At 71.2% G+C, this 16,460-nt stretch carries 14 protein-coding genes; 9 read left to right on the plus strand and 5 right to left on the minus strand.

The features are described 5' to 3' along the window. Positions 1-8: 8 nt before the first annotated feature. On the minus strand, positions 9-560 hold the full coding sequence (locus ACIP5M_RS03690; RefSeq protein ID WP_401191381.1) for a sugar transferase: 552 nt from the start codon (positions 558-560) through the stop codon (positions 9-11). A 275-nt stretch (positions 561-835) separates the two neighbouring features. Here ACIP5M_RS03690 and dnaK point away from each other — a divergent pair, with 275 nt between their 5' ends. Genes dnaK through ACIP5M_RS03710 form a run of 4 tightly spaced genes read left to right on the plus strand, consistent with a single transcriptional unit; the run spans position 836 to position 5,026 of the window. After that, on the plus strand, positions 836-2,686 hold the full coding sequence (dnaK, locus tag ACIP5M_RS03695; RefSeq protein WP_401191382.1) for a molecular chaperone DnaK: 1,851 nt from the start codon (positions 836-838) through the stop codon (positions 2,684-2,686). Then, the gene (grpE, locus tag ACIP5M_RS03700) at positions 2,686-3,336 is read left to right on the plus strand and encodes a nucleotide exchange factor GrpE (RefSeq protein ID WP_401191384.1); all 651 of its coding nucleotides are present in this window, start codon (positions 2,686-2,688) and stop codon (positions 3,334-3,336) included. Before dnaK ends, grpE begins: the two co-directional genes overlap by 1 nt. 36 nt (positions 3,337-3,372) lie before the next feature. Continuing rightward, entirely contained in the window at positions 3,373-4,554 is a 1,182-nt protein-coding gene (dnaJ, locus tag ACIP5M_RS03705; protein ID WP_401191386.1) for a molecular chaperone DnaJ, read from the plus strand. A 1-nt stretch (position 4,555) separates the two neighbouring features. Then, complete coding sequence (locus ACIP5M_RS03710) at positions 4,556-5,026, plus strand: heat shock protein transcriptional repressor HspR (RefSeq protein ID WP_215016044.1); 471 nt, start codon at positions 4,556-4,558, stop codon at positions 5,024-5,026. Positions 5,027-5,085: 59 nt separating this feature from the next. On the opposite strand, the gene ACIP5M_RS03715 is transcribed toward ACIP5M_RS03710, so the two are convergent. After that, positions 5,086-6,099, minus strand: coding sequence for a helix-turn-helix transcriptional regulator (locus tag ACIP5M_RS03715; RefSeq protein ID WP_401191389.1), 1,014 nt, complete (start codon positions 6,097-6,099; stop codon positions 5,086-5,088). Positions 6,100-6,482: 383 nt separating this feature from the next. Between ACIP5M_RS03715 and ACIP5M_RS03720 the strand changes: the two genes are divergently transcribed. Beyond that, positions 6,483-6,797 carry a (2Fe-2S)-binding protein gene (locus ACIP5M_RS03720; RefSeq protein ID WP_073917230.1) on the plus strand — a complete coding sequence of 105 codons (315 nt, stop codon included), beginning with the start codon at positions 6,483-6,485 and terminating at the stop codon, positions 6,795-6,797. A gap of 150 nt (positions 6,798-6,947) precedes the next feature. On the opposite strand, the gene ACIP5M_RS03725 is transcribed toward ACIP5M_RS03720, so the two are convergent. Then, a complete protein-coding gene (locus ACIP5M_RS03725) occupies positions 6,948-7,361 on the minus strand; it encodes a pyridoxamine 5'-phosphate oxidase family protein (RefSeq protein ID WP_401191391.1) in 414 nt (137 codons plus the stop codon). Positions 7,362-7,508: 147 nt separating this feature from the next. Between ACIP5M_RS03725 and clpB the strand changes: the two genes are divergently transcribed. Then, entirely contained in the window at positions 7,509-10,109 is a 2,601-nt protein-coding gene (gene clpB / locus ACIP5M_RS03730; protein WP_401191393.1) for an ATP-dependent chaperone ClpB, read from the plus strand. A gap of 133 nt (positions 10,110-10,242) precedes the next feature. Further along, a complete protein-coding gene (locus ACIP5M_RS03735; RefSeq protein WP_401191395.1) occupies positions 10,243-10,788 on the plus strand; it encodes a YbjN domain-containing protein in 546 nt (181 codons plus the stop codon). A gap of 26 nt (positions 10,789-10,814) precedes the next feature. Here ACIP5M_RS03735 and ACIP5M_RS03740 read toward each other — a convergent pair whose 3' ends face one another. Both ACIP5M_RS03740 and ACIP5M_RS03745 read right to left on the minus strand, forming a co-directional pair. After that, a complete protein-coding gene (locus ACIP5M_RS03740; protein WP_401191397.1) occupies positions 10,815-12,005 on the minus strand; it encodes a hypothetical protein in 1,191 nt (396 codons plus the stop codon). Positions 12,006-12,135: 130 nt separating this feature from the next. Continuing rightward, a complete protein-coding gene (locus ACIP5M_RS03745) occupies positions 12,136-13,335 on the minus strand; it encodes a pyridoxal phosphate-dependent aminotransferase (protein ID WP_401191398.1) in 1,200 nt (399 codons plus the stop codon). A gap of 733 nt (positions 13,336-14,068) precedes the next feature. On the opposite strand from ACIP5M_RS03745, the gene ACIP5M_RS03750 reads away from it, so the two are divergent. Both ACIP5M_RS03750 and ACIP5M_RS03755 read left to right on the plus strand, forming a co-directional pair. Then, positions 14,069-14,623, plus strand: a complete 555-nt coding sequence (locus ACIP5M_RS03750) for a DUF2617 family protein (RefSeq protein WP_401191400.1) — start codon at positions 14,069-14,071, stop codon at positions 14,621-14,623. Between the two features lie 164 nt (positions 14,624-14,787). Further along, a complete protein-coding gene (locus ACIP5M_RS03755; protein WP_401191402.1) occupies positions 14,788-16,431 on the plus strand; it encodes a polyamine aminopropyltransferase in 1,644 nt (547 codons plus the stop codon). Positions 16,432-16,460: the final 29 nt, after the last annotated feature.

The raw sequence follows: 16,460 nt of genomic DNA on the forward strand, positions 1-16,460 counted from the left end.
TGTGTCGCTCAGGCTTGCCTATGACGGTAGGCCGCCCGCGGCGTCTGCGCCAGGATCGCCAGATCCATCCCGAGCCAGTGGTTCTCCACATAGTGCCGGTCGAGCAGGGCCATCTCCTCCCACGGGAGGTCCGACCGCCCGCTCACCTGCCACAATCCGGTCATCCCGGGCCGTACGAGGAACCGCTCGGGGCGGTCCGTACGGGGCTCCGGGCGCGGCCCGACCAGGGACATCTCCCCGCGCAGGACGTTCAGCAGCTGGGGGAGGACGTCGAGGGCGCAGCGCTCCAGCGCGGCCCCGGTGCGCCCGGCGTCGGCCGTGTCGAACCGCCAGGTCCGGAACGGCCGGCCGGCCAGACCCGCCGCGGGGGCCCGTACGAAGACCCGCCGGGCCCCCCGGGTCGCGCAGAGCAGCCCGGCGACGGCGGCCAGCGGCAGGGCGAGCGCGGCGAGCAGCACCAGCGCCCCGGCGAGGTCGAGCACGCGCTTGGCCGGGGGCCGGGCGGGTAGGAGCGGTAGCCGTGGCCCTGGCCGGGCGGTGACGGGCAGCAGCAGAGGCATGCCAGCACCGTGCCGCACGCCTCCCGGCGCGAGCGGGGTGCCGCGCGGCGGTATGCCCCGGCCGGGGTAACCCAGCCTCGCCGGCGTTTGAGGCGCGGGGTCCGGGGCGGAGCCCCGGGAGGCCGGGCCGCAGGCGACGGTGAAAGCTCGTACTCCAGGGGTTGCGCCTAAGCGGCAGCTAAAGGTTGAGCCGCCCCGACTCAGGTCTGTTGACGCCAGCGCAGCGTTACGGCATCCTTGAGTCTGTTGCACTCAAGTCAGCTGGAGGAATCGAAATGGCACGTGCGGTCGGCATCGACCTGGGCACCACTAACTCCGTCGTCAGCGTTCTGGAAGGCGGCGAGCCCACCGTCATCACCAACGCCGAGGGCGCCAGGACCACGCCGTCCGTCGTCGCCTTCGCCAAGAACGGCGAGGTCCTCGTCGGCGAGGTGGCCAAGCGCCAGGCGGTCACGAACGTGGACCGGACCATCCGCTCCGTCAAGCGCCACATGGGCACTGACTGGAAGATCAACCTGGATGGCAAGGACTTCAACCCGCAGCAGATGAGCGCCTTCATCCTGCAGAAGCTGAAGCGCGACGCCGAGGCGTACCTGGGCGAGAAGGTCACGGACGCGGTCATCACCGTCCCGGCCTACTTCAACGACTCCGAGCGTCAGGCGACGAAGGAGGCCGGCGAGATCGCGGGCCTGAACGTCCTGCGCATCGTCAACGAGCCGACGGCCGCCGCCCTGGCCTACGGCCTCGACAAGGACGACCAGACCATTCTCGTCTTCGACCTCGGTGGCGGCACCTTCGACGTGTCGCTCCTGGAGATCGGCGACGGTGTCGTCGAGGTCAAGGCCACCAACGGTGACAACCACCTCGGTGGCGACGACTGGGACCAGCGCGTCGTCGACTACCTGGTGAAGCAGTTCCAGAACGGCCACGGCGTCGACCTGTCCAAGGACAAGATGGCGCTCCAGCGTCTGCGCGAGGCGGCCGAGAAGGCGAAGATCGAGCTGTCCTCCTCCACGGAGACCTCGATCAACCTGCCCTACATCACCGCGTCCGCCGAGGGCCCGCTGCACCTGGACGAGAAGCTCACGCGCGCCCAGTTCCAGCAGCTGACCGCGGACCTCCTCGAGCGCTGCAAGACCCCGTTCCACAACGTCATCAAGGACGCCGGCATCCAGCTGTCCGAGATCGACCACGTGGTCCTGGTCGGCGGCTCCACCCGTATGCCGGCCGTCGCCGAGCTCGTCAAGGAGCTCACGGGCGGCCAGGACGCCAACAAGGGCGTCAACCCGGACGAGGTCGTGGCCATCGGCGCCACCCTGCAGGCCGGTGTCCTCAAGGGTGAGGTCAAGGACGTCCTGCTCCTCGACGTGACCCCGCTGTCCCTGGGTATCGAGACCAAGGGCGGCATCATGACCAAGCTCATCGAGCGCAACACCACGATCCCGACCAAGCGGTCGGAGATCTTCACGACGGCGGAGGACAACCAGCCGTCGGTGCAGATCCAGGTCTACCAGGGTGAGCGCGAGATCGCGGCGTACAACAAGAAGCTCGGCATGTTCGAGCTGACCGGCCTGCCGCCGGCCCCGCGTGGCGTCCCGCAGATCGAGGTCTCCTTCGACATCGACGCGAACGGCATCATGCACGTGACCGCGAAGGACCTCGGCACGGGCAAGGAGCAGAAGATGACCGTCACCGGCGGCTCTTCGCTCGGCAAGGACGAGGTCAACCGCATGCGCGAGGAGGCCGAGCAGTACGCGGAGGAGGACCAGCAGCGCCGCGAGGCCGCCGAGTCCCGCAACCAGGGCGAGCAGCTCGTCTACCAGACGGAGAAGTTCGTCAAGGACAACGAGGACAAGGTCCCGGCCGAGGTGAAGACCGAGGTCGAGGCCTCCGTCTCCGAGCTGAAGGAAGCCCTCAAGGGCGAGGACACGGCCGCGATCCGCACCGCGACCGAGAAGCTCGCCGCCGTCAGCCAGAAGCTCGGCCAGGCCATCTACGCCGACGCCCAGGCCGCTCAGGGCGCCGCCGGTGCCGCGGGCGCCGAGGGTGCCCAGGCCAAGGCCGACGACGACGTCGTCGACGCCGAGATCGTCGACGACGAGAAGCCGAAGGGTGGCGCTGCCTGATGTCGGAGGAGACCCCGGGGTTCGAGGAGAAGCCCGAAGTCCCCGTCGACGGCACGCCCGACGAGCCGAAGGCCGCCGACTCCTCCCAGGAGGCGGAGGCGGCCCCGGCCGGGGACGGGGCCGAGGACGTGGCCCTGCTGGCCCAGCTGGACCAGGCCCGTACCGCGCTCACCGAGCGCACCGGGGACCTCCAGCGGCTCCAGGCCGAGTACCAGAACTACCGCCGCCGGGTGGAGCGGGACCGGATCACCGTCAAGGAGATCGCGGTCGCGTCCCTCCTGACGGAACTGCTCCCGACTCTGGACGACATCGGCCGGGCGCGGGAGCATGGCGAGCTGGTCGGCGGCTTCAAGTCGGTGGCCGAATCGCTGGAGACGGTCGCCGCCAAGATGGGTCTGCAGCAGTTCGGCAAGGAGGGCGAGCCCTTCGACCCGACGATCCACGAAGCGCTGATGCACTCGTACGCGCCGGACGTCACCGAGACGACCTGCGTGGCGATCCTCCAGCCGGGGTACCGGATCGGCGAGCGTACGATCCGCCCCGCGCGGGTCGCGGTGGCCGAACCCCAGCCGGGCGCGGCCCCCAAGTCGGAGTCCGCGGACGGCGAGGCATCGTCGGACAAGGACACGGATGCCCCCGAAAAGGGCTGAATCGATCAGCACGTCACGGGAGGAGGGACACCGGGGATGAGCACGAAGGACTTCGTCGAGAAGGACTACTACAAGGTTCTCGGTGTCCCGAAGGACGCCACCGAGGCCGAGATCAAGAAGGCGTACCGGAAGCTCGCCCGCGAGTTCCACCCGGACGCCAACAAGGGTGACGCCTCCGCCGAGGAGCGCTTCAAGGAGGTCTCCGAGGCGAACGACATCCTCGGCGACCCGAAGAAGCGCAAGGAGTACGACGAGGCGCGCGCCCTCTTCGGCAACGGAGGCTTCCGCCCCGGGCCGGGCGGGGCCGGCGGTTCGTTCAACTTCGACCTCGGCGACCTCTTCGGGGGTCAGCAGCCGGGCGGTCCGGGCGGCGGTTTCGGCGGCGGCCTGGGCGATGTCTTCGGCGGCCTGTTCAACCGCGGCGCCGGCGCCGGTGCGGGGACCCGCACCCAGCCGCGCCGCGGCCAGGACATCGAGTCGGAGGTCACCCTCTCCTTCACGGAGGCGGTGGACGGGGCCACGGTCCCGCTCCGGATGTCCTCCCAGGCCCCCTGCAAGGCCTGCTCGGGCACCGGCGACAAGAACGGCACCCCCAGGGTGTGCCCGACCTGCGTCGGCACCGGCCAGGTCTCGCGGGGCAGCGGCGGCGGCTTCTCGCTGACCGACCCCTGCGCGGACTGCAAGGGCCGCGGCCTGATCGCGGAGACTCCCTGTGACGTCTGCAAGGGCAGCGGGCGCGCCCGCAGCTCCCGCACCATGCAGGTCCGGATCCCGGCGGGCGTCTCCGACGGCCAGCGGATCCGGCTGCGCGGCAAGGGGGCGCCGGGCGAGCGCGGGGGCCCGGCCGGGGACCTCTACGTCGTCGTGCACGTCGATTCCCACCCCGTCTTCGGCCGCAAGGGCGACAACCTGACGGTGACCGTCCCGGTGACCTTCGCCGAGGCGGCACTGGGCGCCGAGATCAAGGTTCCGACCCTGAACGGCCCCTCGGTGACGCTGAAGCTGCCGCCGGGCACCCCGGGCGGCCGCACCATGCGGGCCCGCGGCAAGGGCGCGGTCCGCAAGGACGGCACCCGAGGCGATCTGCTGGTGACGGTGGAGGTCGCGGTTCCGACCGAGCTGTCGGACAAGGCCCGTGAGGCGCTGGAGATGTACCGCGAGGCGACGGAGTCCGACGACCCGCGTTCCGCGCTGTTCGAGTCCGCGAAGGGAGCATGAGATGGACGGCCGCCGACGACAGTCCTCCCGTCTGGGTGGGGGCTACCAGCTCACCGACGAGACCCCGGTCTACGTGATCTCGGTGGCCGCCCAGCTCTCGGGCCTGCACCCGCAGACGCTGCGCCAGTACGACCGGCTCGGCCTGGTCTCCCCGGACCGTACGGCCGGCCGCGGCCGGCGCTACTCCGCCCGGGACATCGAACTGCTCCGCACGGTGCAGGCGCTGTCCCAGGACGAGGGCATCAACCTGGCGGGCATCAAGCGGATCATCGAGCTGGAGAACCAGGTCGCCGCGCTCCAGCAGCGCGTGGCCGAACTGTCCGCGGCGGTGGACGGCGCGGCGGTCGCCATGCAGCAGCGCGAGGCCCAGGTGCACGCCTCCTACCGGCGCGACCTGGTCAAGTACCAGCCCCCGCAGCCGGGCAACGCCCTGGTGGTCTGGCGCCCCGCCCCCAAGCGGCCGCTGGATTGAGCCGGCCCCGTACGCGAGAAGGCCCCCGCCCGGATGATCCGGGCGGGGGCCTTTCGCACTCATGCCTCGTCGGCCTCGCGGACCTCCGGGCCCGGCGGGGTCGTCGGGCGGCCCAGGATGCCCGAGTGGGCTATCAGGAAGCCGAGTTGGGCGCGGCTGCCGCTGCCGAGGGCGGTGGCGAGCTTGGCGATGTGGGCGCGGCAGGTGCGTACGTTCATGCCGAGGCGGCGGGCGATGGCCTCGTCCACGTGGCCTTCGACGAGAAGTTGGGCGATGGAGCGCTGGACGCCCGAGATGCCCGACGGGGTGGGGTCGTAGGGGATCTGCTCGTTGAGCGGGGTGGCGCGGCGCCAGAGCTGTTCGAAGACGCGGACCAGGTAGCGCACGAGGGCCGGGTGGCGCAGTTCCAGGGCGATCTGCTGGTCGTCGCTGGCCGGGATGAAGGCGACCGACTCGTCGCAGATGATGAGCCGTTCGACGAGCTCCTCCAGGGTGCGGATCTCGACCTTTCCGCTGGCCATGCGGTCGACGTAGGCCATCGTGCCGCGGCTGTGGCGCACCGTGTGCTGGTAGAGGGTGCGCATGCTGACGCCGCGCCGGATGAGCGGCTGGTCCCGTTCTATCGCCTGGTTGAGAATGTTTTCCGAACGTCCGCCGCCCGGCTGGATGGTCAGCATTTCGGCCTGGCACTCGGCCGTGGCCACATTGAGTGCCGCGTTGATCCTGTTGAATCCCTCCAGCACGGTGATGGCGTGCGTGGGTGCGGGAGTCAGCGCGCTGATGGCCATGAATGGCTCAAACGCTTCGGTGAGCTCTATCGAGGAGCGCCGGCGTTGCAGGATCTCCCGTTCCAGCGGGTGCAGTCGCTGGGCAAGTGCCACCGAAGGTGGAACCGGACGGAGCCAGTTGTCGTCGTCCGGATCAGGGTGAAGCAGCGCGAATTCCAGCAGGCAGGGCGTCTGCTCGACTTCCTCACGGGCGATTCGGCCCGAGCTGAGGGCACTTGCGTACAGCTCGGCCCCCAGGTCGCACAGTTCCGTCACCGCATGGGGATGTGTCTGGTTCGTGCGCATAATCGGCAAATCTCCCACCCCCAGGGTCCTGCATGTACAGGAACATGATGCATCGCCACGGTGGCAATGGCGTGGCTCGATAAGTCATCGTCTGAGATGCGGGGGAGAGGAATCCATCAAGTGAGGACAACGTCGACCATGTACAAGAAATTGCTTCGCTCGGTGGCTGTCATTGCTCTCTCTACGGCCGCTGCTGTCGGTGGAATCTCGCTCGCGGACAGTGGCTGGGGCAGCGCTCCCGCCGACAGCGGTTGGGGCGCCGGTCCGACAGGCAATGACAGCGGATGGGGATCACCCGGCGCGGACGACAGCGGCTGGGGCAGCGCGCCGGGGGGCGCGCCGTCTGACAGTGGCTGGGGTGCGGGTGGGAAGTCTTCGAACGCATGACCCCCGACGACCGCGGTTTCCGCCGCGAAATGGCCTCCGCTTACCGCTCGGGATGGCAGTTCATCGACCTGGCCACCGCGATTCCGTACCCCGGGGACTCGCTGATGGTCACCCTGTTCGGCCAACCGATCGTCGTCGTGCGCGAGGAGGACGAGGACGTACGTGCGTACCGGTGCCTGCGCCGCCCGCGTGGCGCGCCGCAGCCCGTCCGCTGCGAGGTGCGCTACGGAATGGTCTTCGTCAACCTTGATCAGCGCGACCACCAGCTCTTCGAACCCGATATCACCACCGCCACCCCCCGCAGTGCCTGACGCGATTCCCCCGTCGTTGCAGATCGCTCAGGTGCTACCCCCACACAACGGCGCCATCGTGGACCTGACCACGATGGCGCCGTTGTGCTGTCCGCGTCCAGACGCGGACCGGACAAGTTGAACGGGTGAATGGATGTCCCGCCTCCCGGCTCAGGCCCGTCCCATCGCCCGGTCCAGCGTGATCTCCATGACCACCCGGTCGGGATTGGGTGAGGGCGTCCGCCCGTAGCGCTCCGCGTAGCGCGCCACCGCGTCGGCGACCGAGGCCTCGTCCGTACGGATCACCGCGCGCCCCTCCAGGGTGGCCCAGCGGCGCCCCTCCATCTGGCAGACCGCGACCCGCGCCCCGCCCGGCTGCACGGCCTGGGCCGCCAGGATGTTGCGCACCTTCTTGCTGTGCTTGTTGCTGATCACCCGTGCCAGACCCGCCTCCGGGTCGTACGTCACGCCCACCGGGACCACGTGGGGCGTGCCGTCGGGGCGCGGAGTGGTCAGCGTGCAGACGTGCCGCTCCCGCCAGAAGGCGAGGTACTCGGGCGTCGGGTTGAGTACGTCATGGGGCATGGGCGAAGGGTACGGCCGCGGGGCTTCCGAAACGCCCCAGGGGTGCCGGAAGCTGCCTTGAGTGGAATAGACTCAACTTTGCATAGGTTGCACCTGTCATAGTTCCGAAGTCGACGCCTTCGCCCCTCCGGAGAGGAGAAGTCCCCCGTGGATGCCGAGCTGACCAACAAGAGCCGGGATGCGCTGAACGCCGCCACCAGCAGGGCCGTCAAGGACGGCCACGCCGATCTCACCCCCGCGCACCTGCTGCTGGCCCTGCTCGCCGGCGACGAGAACGAGAACATCACCGACCTCCTCGCGGCCACCGACGCCGACCAGGCCGCCGTGCGCAACGGAGCCGAGCGGCTGCTCGCCGCCCTGCCCAGCGTCACCGGCTCCACGGTCGCGCCCCCGCAGGCCACCCGCGAGCTGCTGGCCGTCCTCGCCGAGGCGGACGCCGAAGCGGGCCGGCTCGGCGACGACTACCTCTCCACCGAGCACCTGCTCATCGCCATCGCCGCCAAGGGCGGCGCGGCCGGTGAGGCCCTTTCCGCCCAAGGCGCGACCGCGCAGAAGCTGCTGGCCGCCTTCCAGAACGCACGAGGAGGACGGCGGGTGACCACCCCCGACCCGGAGGGCCAGTACAAGGCCCTGGAAAAGTTCGGCACCGACTTCACGGCGGCCGCCCGCGAGGGCAAGCTCGACCCGGTCATCGGCCGCGACCAGGAGATCCGGCGCGTCGTCCAGGTGCTGTCGCGCCGTACGAAGAACAACCCGGTGCTCATCGGCGAGCCCGGCGTCGGCAAGACGGCCGTCGTCGAGGGCCTGGCCCAGCGCATCGTCAAGGGCGACGTCCCCGAGTCCCTGAAGAACAAGCGGCTGGTCGCCCTCGACCTCGGCGCCATGGTCGCCGGGGCCAAGTACCGCGGCGAGTTCGAGGAGCGGCTCAAGACCGTCCTCGCCGAGATCAAGTCCAGCGACGGCCAGATCATCACCTTCATCGACGAGCTGCACACCGTCGTCGGCGCGGGCGCCGGCGGCGACTCCGCCATGGACGCGGGCAACATGCTCAAGCCCATGCTGGCCCGCGGCGAGCTGCGCATGGTCGGCGCGACCACCCTCGACGAGTACCGCGAGCGCATCGAGAAGGACCCGGCGCTGGAGCGGCGCTTCCAGCAGGTGCTGGTCGCCGAGCCCTCCGTCGAGGACACCATCGCGATCCTGCGCGGGCTCAAGGGCCGCTACGAGGCCCACCACAAGGTCGTCATCAACGACAGCGCGCTCGTCGCCGCCGCGACCCTCTCCGACCGGTACATCACCTCCCGCTTCCTCCCCGACAAGGCCATCGACCTCGTCGACGAGGCCGCCTCCCGCCTCCGCATGGAGATCGACTCCTCCCCGCTGGAGATCGACGAGCTCCAGCGCGCGGTCGACCGCCTGCGGATGGAGGAGCTGGCGCTGAAGAACGAGTCCGACCCGGCCTCGCTGGAGCGCCTGGAGAAGCTCCGCAAGGACCTGGCGGACAAGGAGGAGGACCTGCGGGGCCTGACCGCCCGCTGGGAGAAGGAGAAGCAGTCCCTCAACCGGGTCGGTGAGCTCAAGGAGCGCCTGGACGACCTGCGCGGGCAGGCGGAGCGCGCCCAGCGCGACGGGGACTTCGACGCCGCCTCCAAGCTGCTCTACGGGGAGATCCCGGCCCTGGAGCGCGAGCTCGCGCAGGCCACGGAGGCCGAGGCCGAAGTCGCCAAGACCGGACACTCCAAAGACGCCATGGTCAAGGACGAGGTCGGCCCGGACGACATCGCCGACGTGGTCGGCGCCTGGACGGGCATCCCGGCGGGCCGCCTCCTCGAAGGCGAGACGCAGAAGCTGCTGCGCATGGAGGACGAGCTGGGCCGCCGGCTGATCGGCCAGGGCGAGGCCGTGCGGGCCGTCTCGGACGCCGTGCGCCGCACCCGTGCCGGCATCGCCGACCCGGACCGCCCGACCGGCTCCTTCCTGTTCCTCGGCCCGACCGGCGTGGGCAAGACCGAGCTGGCCAAGGCCCTCGCCGACTTCCTCTTCGACGACGAGCGCGCCATGGTGCGCATCGACATGTCGGAGTACGGCGAGAAGCACAGCGTGGCCCGCCTCGTCGGCGCGCCGCCCGGCTACGTCGGCTACGAGGAGGGCGGCCAGCTGACCGAGGCCGTCCGCCGCCGCCCGTACAGCGTGGTGCTCCTGGACGAGGTCGAGAAGGCCCACCCCGAGGTCTTCGACGTCCTGCTGCAGGTCCTGGACGACGGCCGCCTCACGGACGGCCAGGGCCGCACGGTGGACTTCCGCAACGCGATCCTGGTCCTGACCTCGAACCTGGGATCGCAGTTCCTGGTCGACCCGCTGACCCCGGCGGACCGGAAGAAGGAGCAGGTCCTGGGGCTGGTACGGGCCAGCTTCAAGCCGGAGTTCCTCAACCGCCTGGACGACCTGGTGGTCTTCTCCGCGCTGACCGGCGACGAGCTCGCCCACATCGCCCGGCTCCAGATCGACCGCCTCGCCCGGCGGCTGTCGGACCGGCGCCTGACCCTGGACGTCACGCCGCAGGCCCTGGCCTGGCTGGCGGACAAGGGCAACGACCCCGCCTACGGCGCGCGCCCGCTGCGCCGCCTGATCCAGACGGCCATCGGCGACCGCCTGGCGAAGGAGATCCTGTCCGGCGAGGTCCGGGACGGCGACACGGTGCGGGTCGACGTGGCGGGCGAAGACCTGCTGGTCGGCAAGGCACTCTGACGCCCGGCAGGCCCGGTGGCCGCAGGATCCGCGGCCGCGGGGTTCCGCCGGGAGCGGATCGTCCGTGCAGGGCTGGACATGGGGTGGGCGGGATGGGGGAGGATGCAGGTATCCGCACGAAGGGAAGTACACGGTGAGCATCGACCCGGCCTCGATTCCGAACTTCGGAGGGCAGCAGCCCGATCCGCAGGCCACAGGACCGGCGGGCCCCGTCGTCCCCGACCAGGATCTGGTCAAGCAGCTGCTGGAGCAGATGGAGCTCAAGTACGTCGTCGACGACGAGGGTGACCTCGCGGCGCCGTGGGAGGAGTTCCGGACGTACTTCATGTTCCGCGGCGAGAACGAGCAGCAGGTCTTCTCGGTGCGGACCTTCTACGACCGTCCGCACAAGATCGACGAGAAGCCGCAGCTGCTCGAGTCCATCGACGACTGGAACCGCCGCACCCTGTGGCCCAAGGTGTACAGCCACACCCACGACGACGGCTCGGTCCGTCTGATCGGTGAGGCGCAGATGCTGATCGGCACCGGCGTCAACCTGGAGCACTTCGTGTCCTCCACGGTCAGCTGGGTCCGCGCCTCCATCGAGTTCGACAAGTGGCTCGTCGAGCAGCTCGGCCTGGAGCAGGACGTCGACTCCGCCGACGGCGACGACGACGAGACGAACGGCGATGGCAACTAGTCACCCGGTGACACACTGACCCGCTGTCACAGCGGTACGCGCGCCACGAGCATCAGGTAGAGCCCGTAGCCGTAACTGAGCCCGGCCAGCCCCACGGTCACCAGGACCGCGGTGCGTGGCCGGGCTCTGGCCATGACGGCCGCCACCGGCAGCAGCAGCGGGAAGGCGGGGAGCAGGAACCGCGGCTTCGACTCGAAGAACCCGGCCCCGCCGAAGGTGATCACCAGCAGTATCGCCGTGTAGGCGAGCAGCGGCAGCGGGGTCCGGTCCAGGAACAGCAGCAGGGCGAGCAGCCCGGCCGCGGCCAGCAGGACCACGGTCACGGTGGTGGCGAGCGGCACGTGCCCGCCGGTCAGCACCCGCTCCGCCGAGCGCAGCGCCCCGGCGCCGAAGTCGAAGCGCGAGCCCCAGTGCCGCTGCACGGCGAAGTAGCCGCCCAGGGGGTCGCGGACGTGGATCCCCACGGCCAGGACGTACGCGGCCCAGCCCGCCGGGGCCAGCAGCCCGGCCGCCCACACCTCGGGCGCGCGGGAGCGGCGGACGAGGATCGCGTACAGGGCCGCGGCGGACACGGCGGCCGCCACGGCGAGTCCGGTGGGGCGGGTGAGTCCGGCGAGCACGGCGAGGCCGGCAGCCACCGTCCAGCGGCCCCACAGCAGGGCGTGGAGGGCCCAGGCGGCGAGCGCGGCGAGCAGCGGCTCGGTATAGGCCAGGGACAGCACCACGGAGTGCGGCAGCGCCGCCCACAGCCCCACGAGGAGCAGCCCGGCGCGCGGCCCGATCACGCGCTCCCCGACCCGGTAGACGCCGACGGCGGCCACGGCGGCGCAGACCCAGGCGATCAGGATCCCGGCGGGCATCAGACCGCCGGGCAGCACGGCGGCGACCGCCCGCATCAGGGCCGGGAAGAGCGGGAAGAAGGCGTAGTCGCTCTGGATGTACCCGGTGCCGGTCGCCAGGTCGGGCCACATCTGCGTCCGGCCGTAGCCGTTCGCGGCGATCCCGAGGTACCAGACGGAGTCCCAGGAGCTGCCGAGCACCCGCACGGGGTCCTTGCCGGCCCACAGGGAGCCGAGGGCGAGCACCAGCACCCCGAGCCCGCGGACGGCGGCGAAGACGCCGAGTGCGAGGACCGTCGTCGGCGCGGCCGAGCGTACGGCCCTGACCGCGCGGATCTCCAAGGGCGACGCGGTCACCGTCGCTCTGCCCGTTGCCATGTATCCCGACTTTCCAGCTCTTGTGACGACGCTCACCCGTGGGTGAGGGCTCCGGGCATGTGCACGACCGCCAGCTTCACACCGCCCTCAGTCACCCCGCAACCACGGCCCGGAACCGGCACCCCCTGCCCTACAGCCGGCCCAGCCGGGAGGCCGCCTCCTGGAGGACTTCGGTCCGCTTGCAGAAGGCCCAGCGGACCTGGGTGGCTCCGGCGGAGGCGTTGTCGTAGAAGACCTGGTTCGGGATGGCGACCACCCCGCAGCGTTCGGGCAGGGCGCGGCAGAAGGCGAGGCCGTCCTTCTCGCCGAGGGGGGTGATGTCCGTGGTGATGAAGTAGGTGCCCTGCGGGCGGTAGACCTCGAAGCCGGCCGCCGTGAGGCCGTCGGCGAGGATGTCCCGCTTGGCGGCCAGGTCCGCGCGGAAGGCGTCGTAGTAGGTGTCGGGGAGGGCCAGGGCCTCGGCGATCGCGTACTGGAAGGGGCCGGAGGAGACGTAGGTCAGGAACTGCTTCGCCGAGCGGACCGCGGCCACCAGCTGCGGGGGCGCGGTGACCCAGCCGACCTTCCAGCCCGTGAACGAGAACGTCTTCCCGGCCGAGGAGATGCCGACCGTGCGCTCGCGCATGCCGGGGAAGCCCGCCAGCGGGGTGTGGGCGCCCTCGAAGACCAGGTGCTCGTACACCTCGTCCGTGACGACGAGCAGGTCCCGCTCGACGGCGAGCTCGGCGATCGCGGCGAGCTCCGGCGGGGTCAGGACGGTGCCCGTGGGGTTGTGCGGGGTGTTCAGCAGGAGCAGGCGGGTGCGCGGGGTGACGGCGGCGCGCAGCTCGTCCAGGTCGAGGGCGAAGGCTCCGGCGTGGGGGCGCAGGGTGACGGGGACCCGGACGGCGCCGGCCATCGCGATGCAGGCCGCGTACGAGTCGTAGAAGGGCTCGAGGGCGATGACCTCGTCGCCCGGTTCGAGGAGGGCCAGGAGGGCGGCGGCGATGGCCTCCGTGGCACCGGCGGTCACCAGGACCTCCGTGTCGGGGTCGTAGGACAGTCCGTAGAAGCGCTGCTGGTGGGCGGCGACGGCGGTGCGGAGCTCGGGGACGCCGGGGCCCGGCGGGTACTGGTTGCCGAGGCCGGTGAGGACCGCGCGGGAGGCCGCCTCGGCGATGGCCGCGGGGCCGTCGGTGTCGGGGAAGCCCTGCCCCAGGTTGATCGACCCGGTGCGTGCGGCCAGCGCGGACATCTCCGCGAAGATCGTCGTGCCGAAGGGCGCCAGCCGGCGGTTCAGGAAGGGGCGGTCGCTGTGGTCGCTGCTCACGGGTGCGCTCATGGGCGCCATCCTGCGGGGAACCTCTGGACTTGCTCAAGTGTGCTTTGGGCCGCGTGGCCTGCGGGCATCCCCCTTCCACGCGGGACGAGGGGATCCCGCTCCCCCGGGAAGACCGGGGCGTGAGAGAGGGGACGAGTGTCATGTCCTTCTTCGTTGTGTTCGGGCTCGTGCTCCTCTTGTTCGTCGGGATCGTCGTGGCCGCGATCGCGCGGCTGGTCCGCGGCGGCGGGGGGTCGTCGTCCGGTTCCGGTTCCGGCAGCACCAGCTGGTGGGGAGGCGACGGCGGCTCCTCTTCCTCCTCGTGTGGATCCTCTTCCTCCTGCGGATCCTCCTCTTCCTCCTGTGGATCCTCCTCGTCCTGCGGCGGATCGTCTTCCTCCTGCGGTGGCGGGGGGTGCGGTTCCAGCTGACACGGGGCAGCGGGCACCGCGTCGAGGGGGGCGCCCGGCGGTCTGGATTCCGCCGGGCGCCCTCTCGTTCGCCCATGCGCCACGGATGCACCACGACGCGCGGGACGCAACCTGTTGAACACGTGAACTGCGAAGCCCCCGGGGGGATGTAAACCCCGTCAAGTTGGGTAAAAGCGCTGTGAGTGCCGTGCCTTTCATGATTCCCTCGGTTGAGTAGACCAGTCCCGGGACCTCCCGGGACTTCCTGTGGACCAGTGCCGGTCTCCCCCCACCCGTTGACCCCCGCCGGCGGGCCCCGGCCCATCTCCCTCGCGCGTTTGCGGAGCCGACTCATGCTCACGACCCTCCAGACCACCTACACCGACACGCGTGCCGCCGATCTCGCCTGGGCCCTGGGTCGGGACCGGCTGCCCGCCCTGGCCGTACTGAACCTCGAACTGACGAGCGCGAAAGTGGAATTGCGCCTGCTCGGCGCCTCCCACCAGGTGCTCCTGGAAGAGGGTGAGGTGCTCTGCTCGGAGACGGTCGCCTGCATGCCGGGCAGCAGTACGCCGCTGCCGCTCGGCGTGGCCAAGCGGGTGGGCGACTGGGAGTACGAGTTCGCCGCACGGGTCGAGACCCTGTCCCGCGGTTCCTTCGCGGGGCGGGCGCAGGAGTTGCTCGCCCTGGTCGCCGACCACCCGAACGGGCTGGCGGGTACCTTCCCCGGCAGTCCGCACGCCTTCACCGCCATGCTGGCGCAGCGCCACGAGGGCCAGGTGCGCTGGCGGACCTGGCACGCCTACCCGCAGGAGGGCCAGTTGGTGGCCACCCGGACCCGTGTGGGCGTACGCACGGGTGCGACCGCGGCGGTCGCCCCCGTACGGGAGTCGCCCGCGCTGCGGTAGGGGGCTTTCGCCCCGTCCGGCCCTGCGGCGTGGGGCCTGGGGCGCCCGGGCGCGTTCCGGGCGCCGGTGTTCCGACGCCGTTACGCCAACTGGCCCCATCAGTACGCTACTTGCACCCATGTGGGTGACCGGATGCGGGTGGGCGGTGACGTACGGTTCGCTTCATGATCGACCGTTCCGTCCCGCGCCGGGTGCTCCCGGCTCCGGAGTCCCGGGGCGCGGCGACCGTCCCGGCCGCCCTGCCCGTACGGCCCCGGACCGGCCGACTCCTCGTCCTGGCCACCGTGTTCGTCTGCGCCGCCTGCGGGCTCGTGTACGAACTGGAGCTGCTCGCCCTCGGCTCCTACCTCATCGGCGACTCCGTGACCCAGGCGTCGGTCGTCCTGTCCGTCATGGTCTTCGCCATGGGCGTCGGCTCCCTGCTCGCCAAACGGCTCCGGAACCGGCCCGCCCTCGGCTTCGGCGCCATCGAGACTGGGCTGGCCCTGCTCGGCGGGCTCTCGGCCATGGCGCTGTACGCGAGCTTCGCCTGGCTGGGGGAGTCCCGGCCCGCCCTCGTCGCCTTCTCCTTCGGGATCGGTGTGCTCATCGGTGCGGAGATCCCGCTGCTGATGGTGCTGATCCAGCGCATCCGCAGACAGGACGCGGGCGGGGCCGTCGCCGACCTGTTCGCCGCCGACTACGTGGGCGCCCTGGTCGGCGGCCTCGCCTTCCCCTTCCTGCTGCTCCCGGTGCTCGGCCAGCTCACCGGGGCCATGCTCACCGGCACCGTCAACGTGGTCATCGGCGGTGGGCTGGTGCTGTGGCTGTTCCGCCGCGACCTCGGCCGGCGCGAGCGCTGGCTGCTGATCGCCGCGAACGCGACCGTCCTGGCCGTCCTCGGCTGCGCGACCGTACTCGCCGACGACTTCGAGCGGTCCGCCCGCCGTGCCGTCTACGGCGGGGAGGTCCGGGTCGCCGTCCAGACCGGGGTGCAGGAGCTGGTGCTCACCGGGCCCGCCACCGGCTCCCCCCGTTCCCTCGACCTGTACCTCGACGGCCGGCTGCGGGTCAGCGGCTACGACGAGTACCGCTACCACGAGGCCCTCGTCCACCCCGCCATGACCGGCCCGCACCGCCGCGTCCTGGTCCTCGGCGGCGGTGACGGGCTCGCCGCCCGCGAGGTGCTGCGCTACCGGGACGTCGCCTCCGTCACCGTCGTCGAGCTCGACCCCGGCGTGGTCCGCCTCGCCCGCACCGACCCGATGCTGTCCGCGCTCAACGCAGGGGTCTACGGGGACCCGCGCCTCGGCGTCGTCACGCAGGACGCCTTCCGCTGGCTGCGCGGCCCGGCCGCCGGGGACCGGTTCGACGTCATCGTCTCCGACCTCCCGGACCCCGGCATCACCCCCAGCACGAAGCTGTACTCGCAGGAGTTCTACGGGCTGGCAGCGCGGGCCCTGCGCCCCGGCGGCCGGATCGCCGTACACGCCGGACCGCTCGCCACGCGGCCCCGTACGTACTGGACCGTCGAGTCCACCCTCCGCGCGGCCGGACTGCGCACCGCCCCCTACAGCGCCGGCGGCCGGCTCTCCGGCTTCGCCGCCGGGCCCGACCGCACCCCGCACGGGGTGACCGGCACACCGCCGCAGGACTGGGGATTCGTCCTGGCCGCCCGCGAACAGGCGCCGGCGCTGCACGTGGACCGTGACACGCCGGGTCTCCGCTCGCTGTCGACCGGCTCCCTCCAGGACGCCGCGCGCGACGCGGAACGCACCCGGATGACCGGACTTCCGCCGTCGACCCTGCCGCACCCGCGGTATTCGTGACCCGGCGCGGGTCTCGTCGGTAGGCTCGG

Source organism: Streptomyces sp. NPDC088762, assembly GCF_044750905.1.
In the GTDB taxonomy this organism is placed as follows: Bacteria; Actinomycetota; Actinomycetes; order Streptomycetales; family Streptomycetaceae; genus Streptomyces.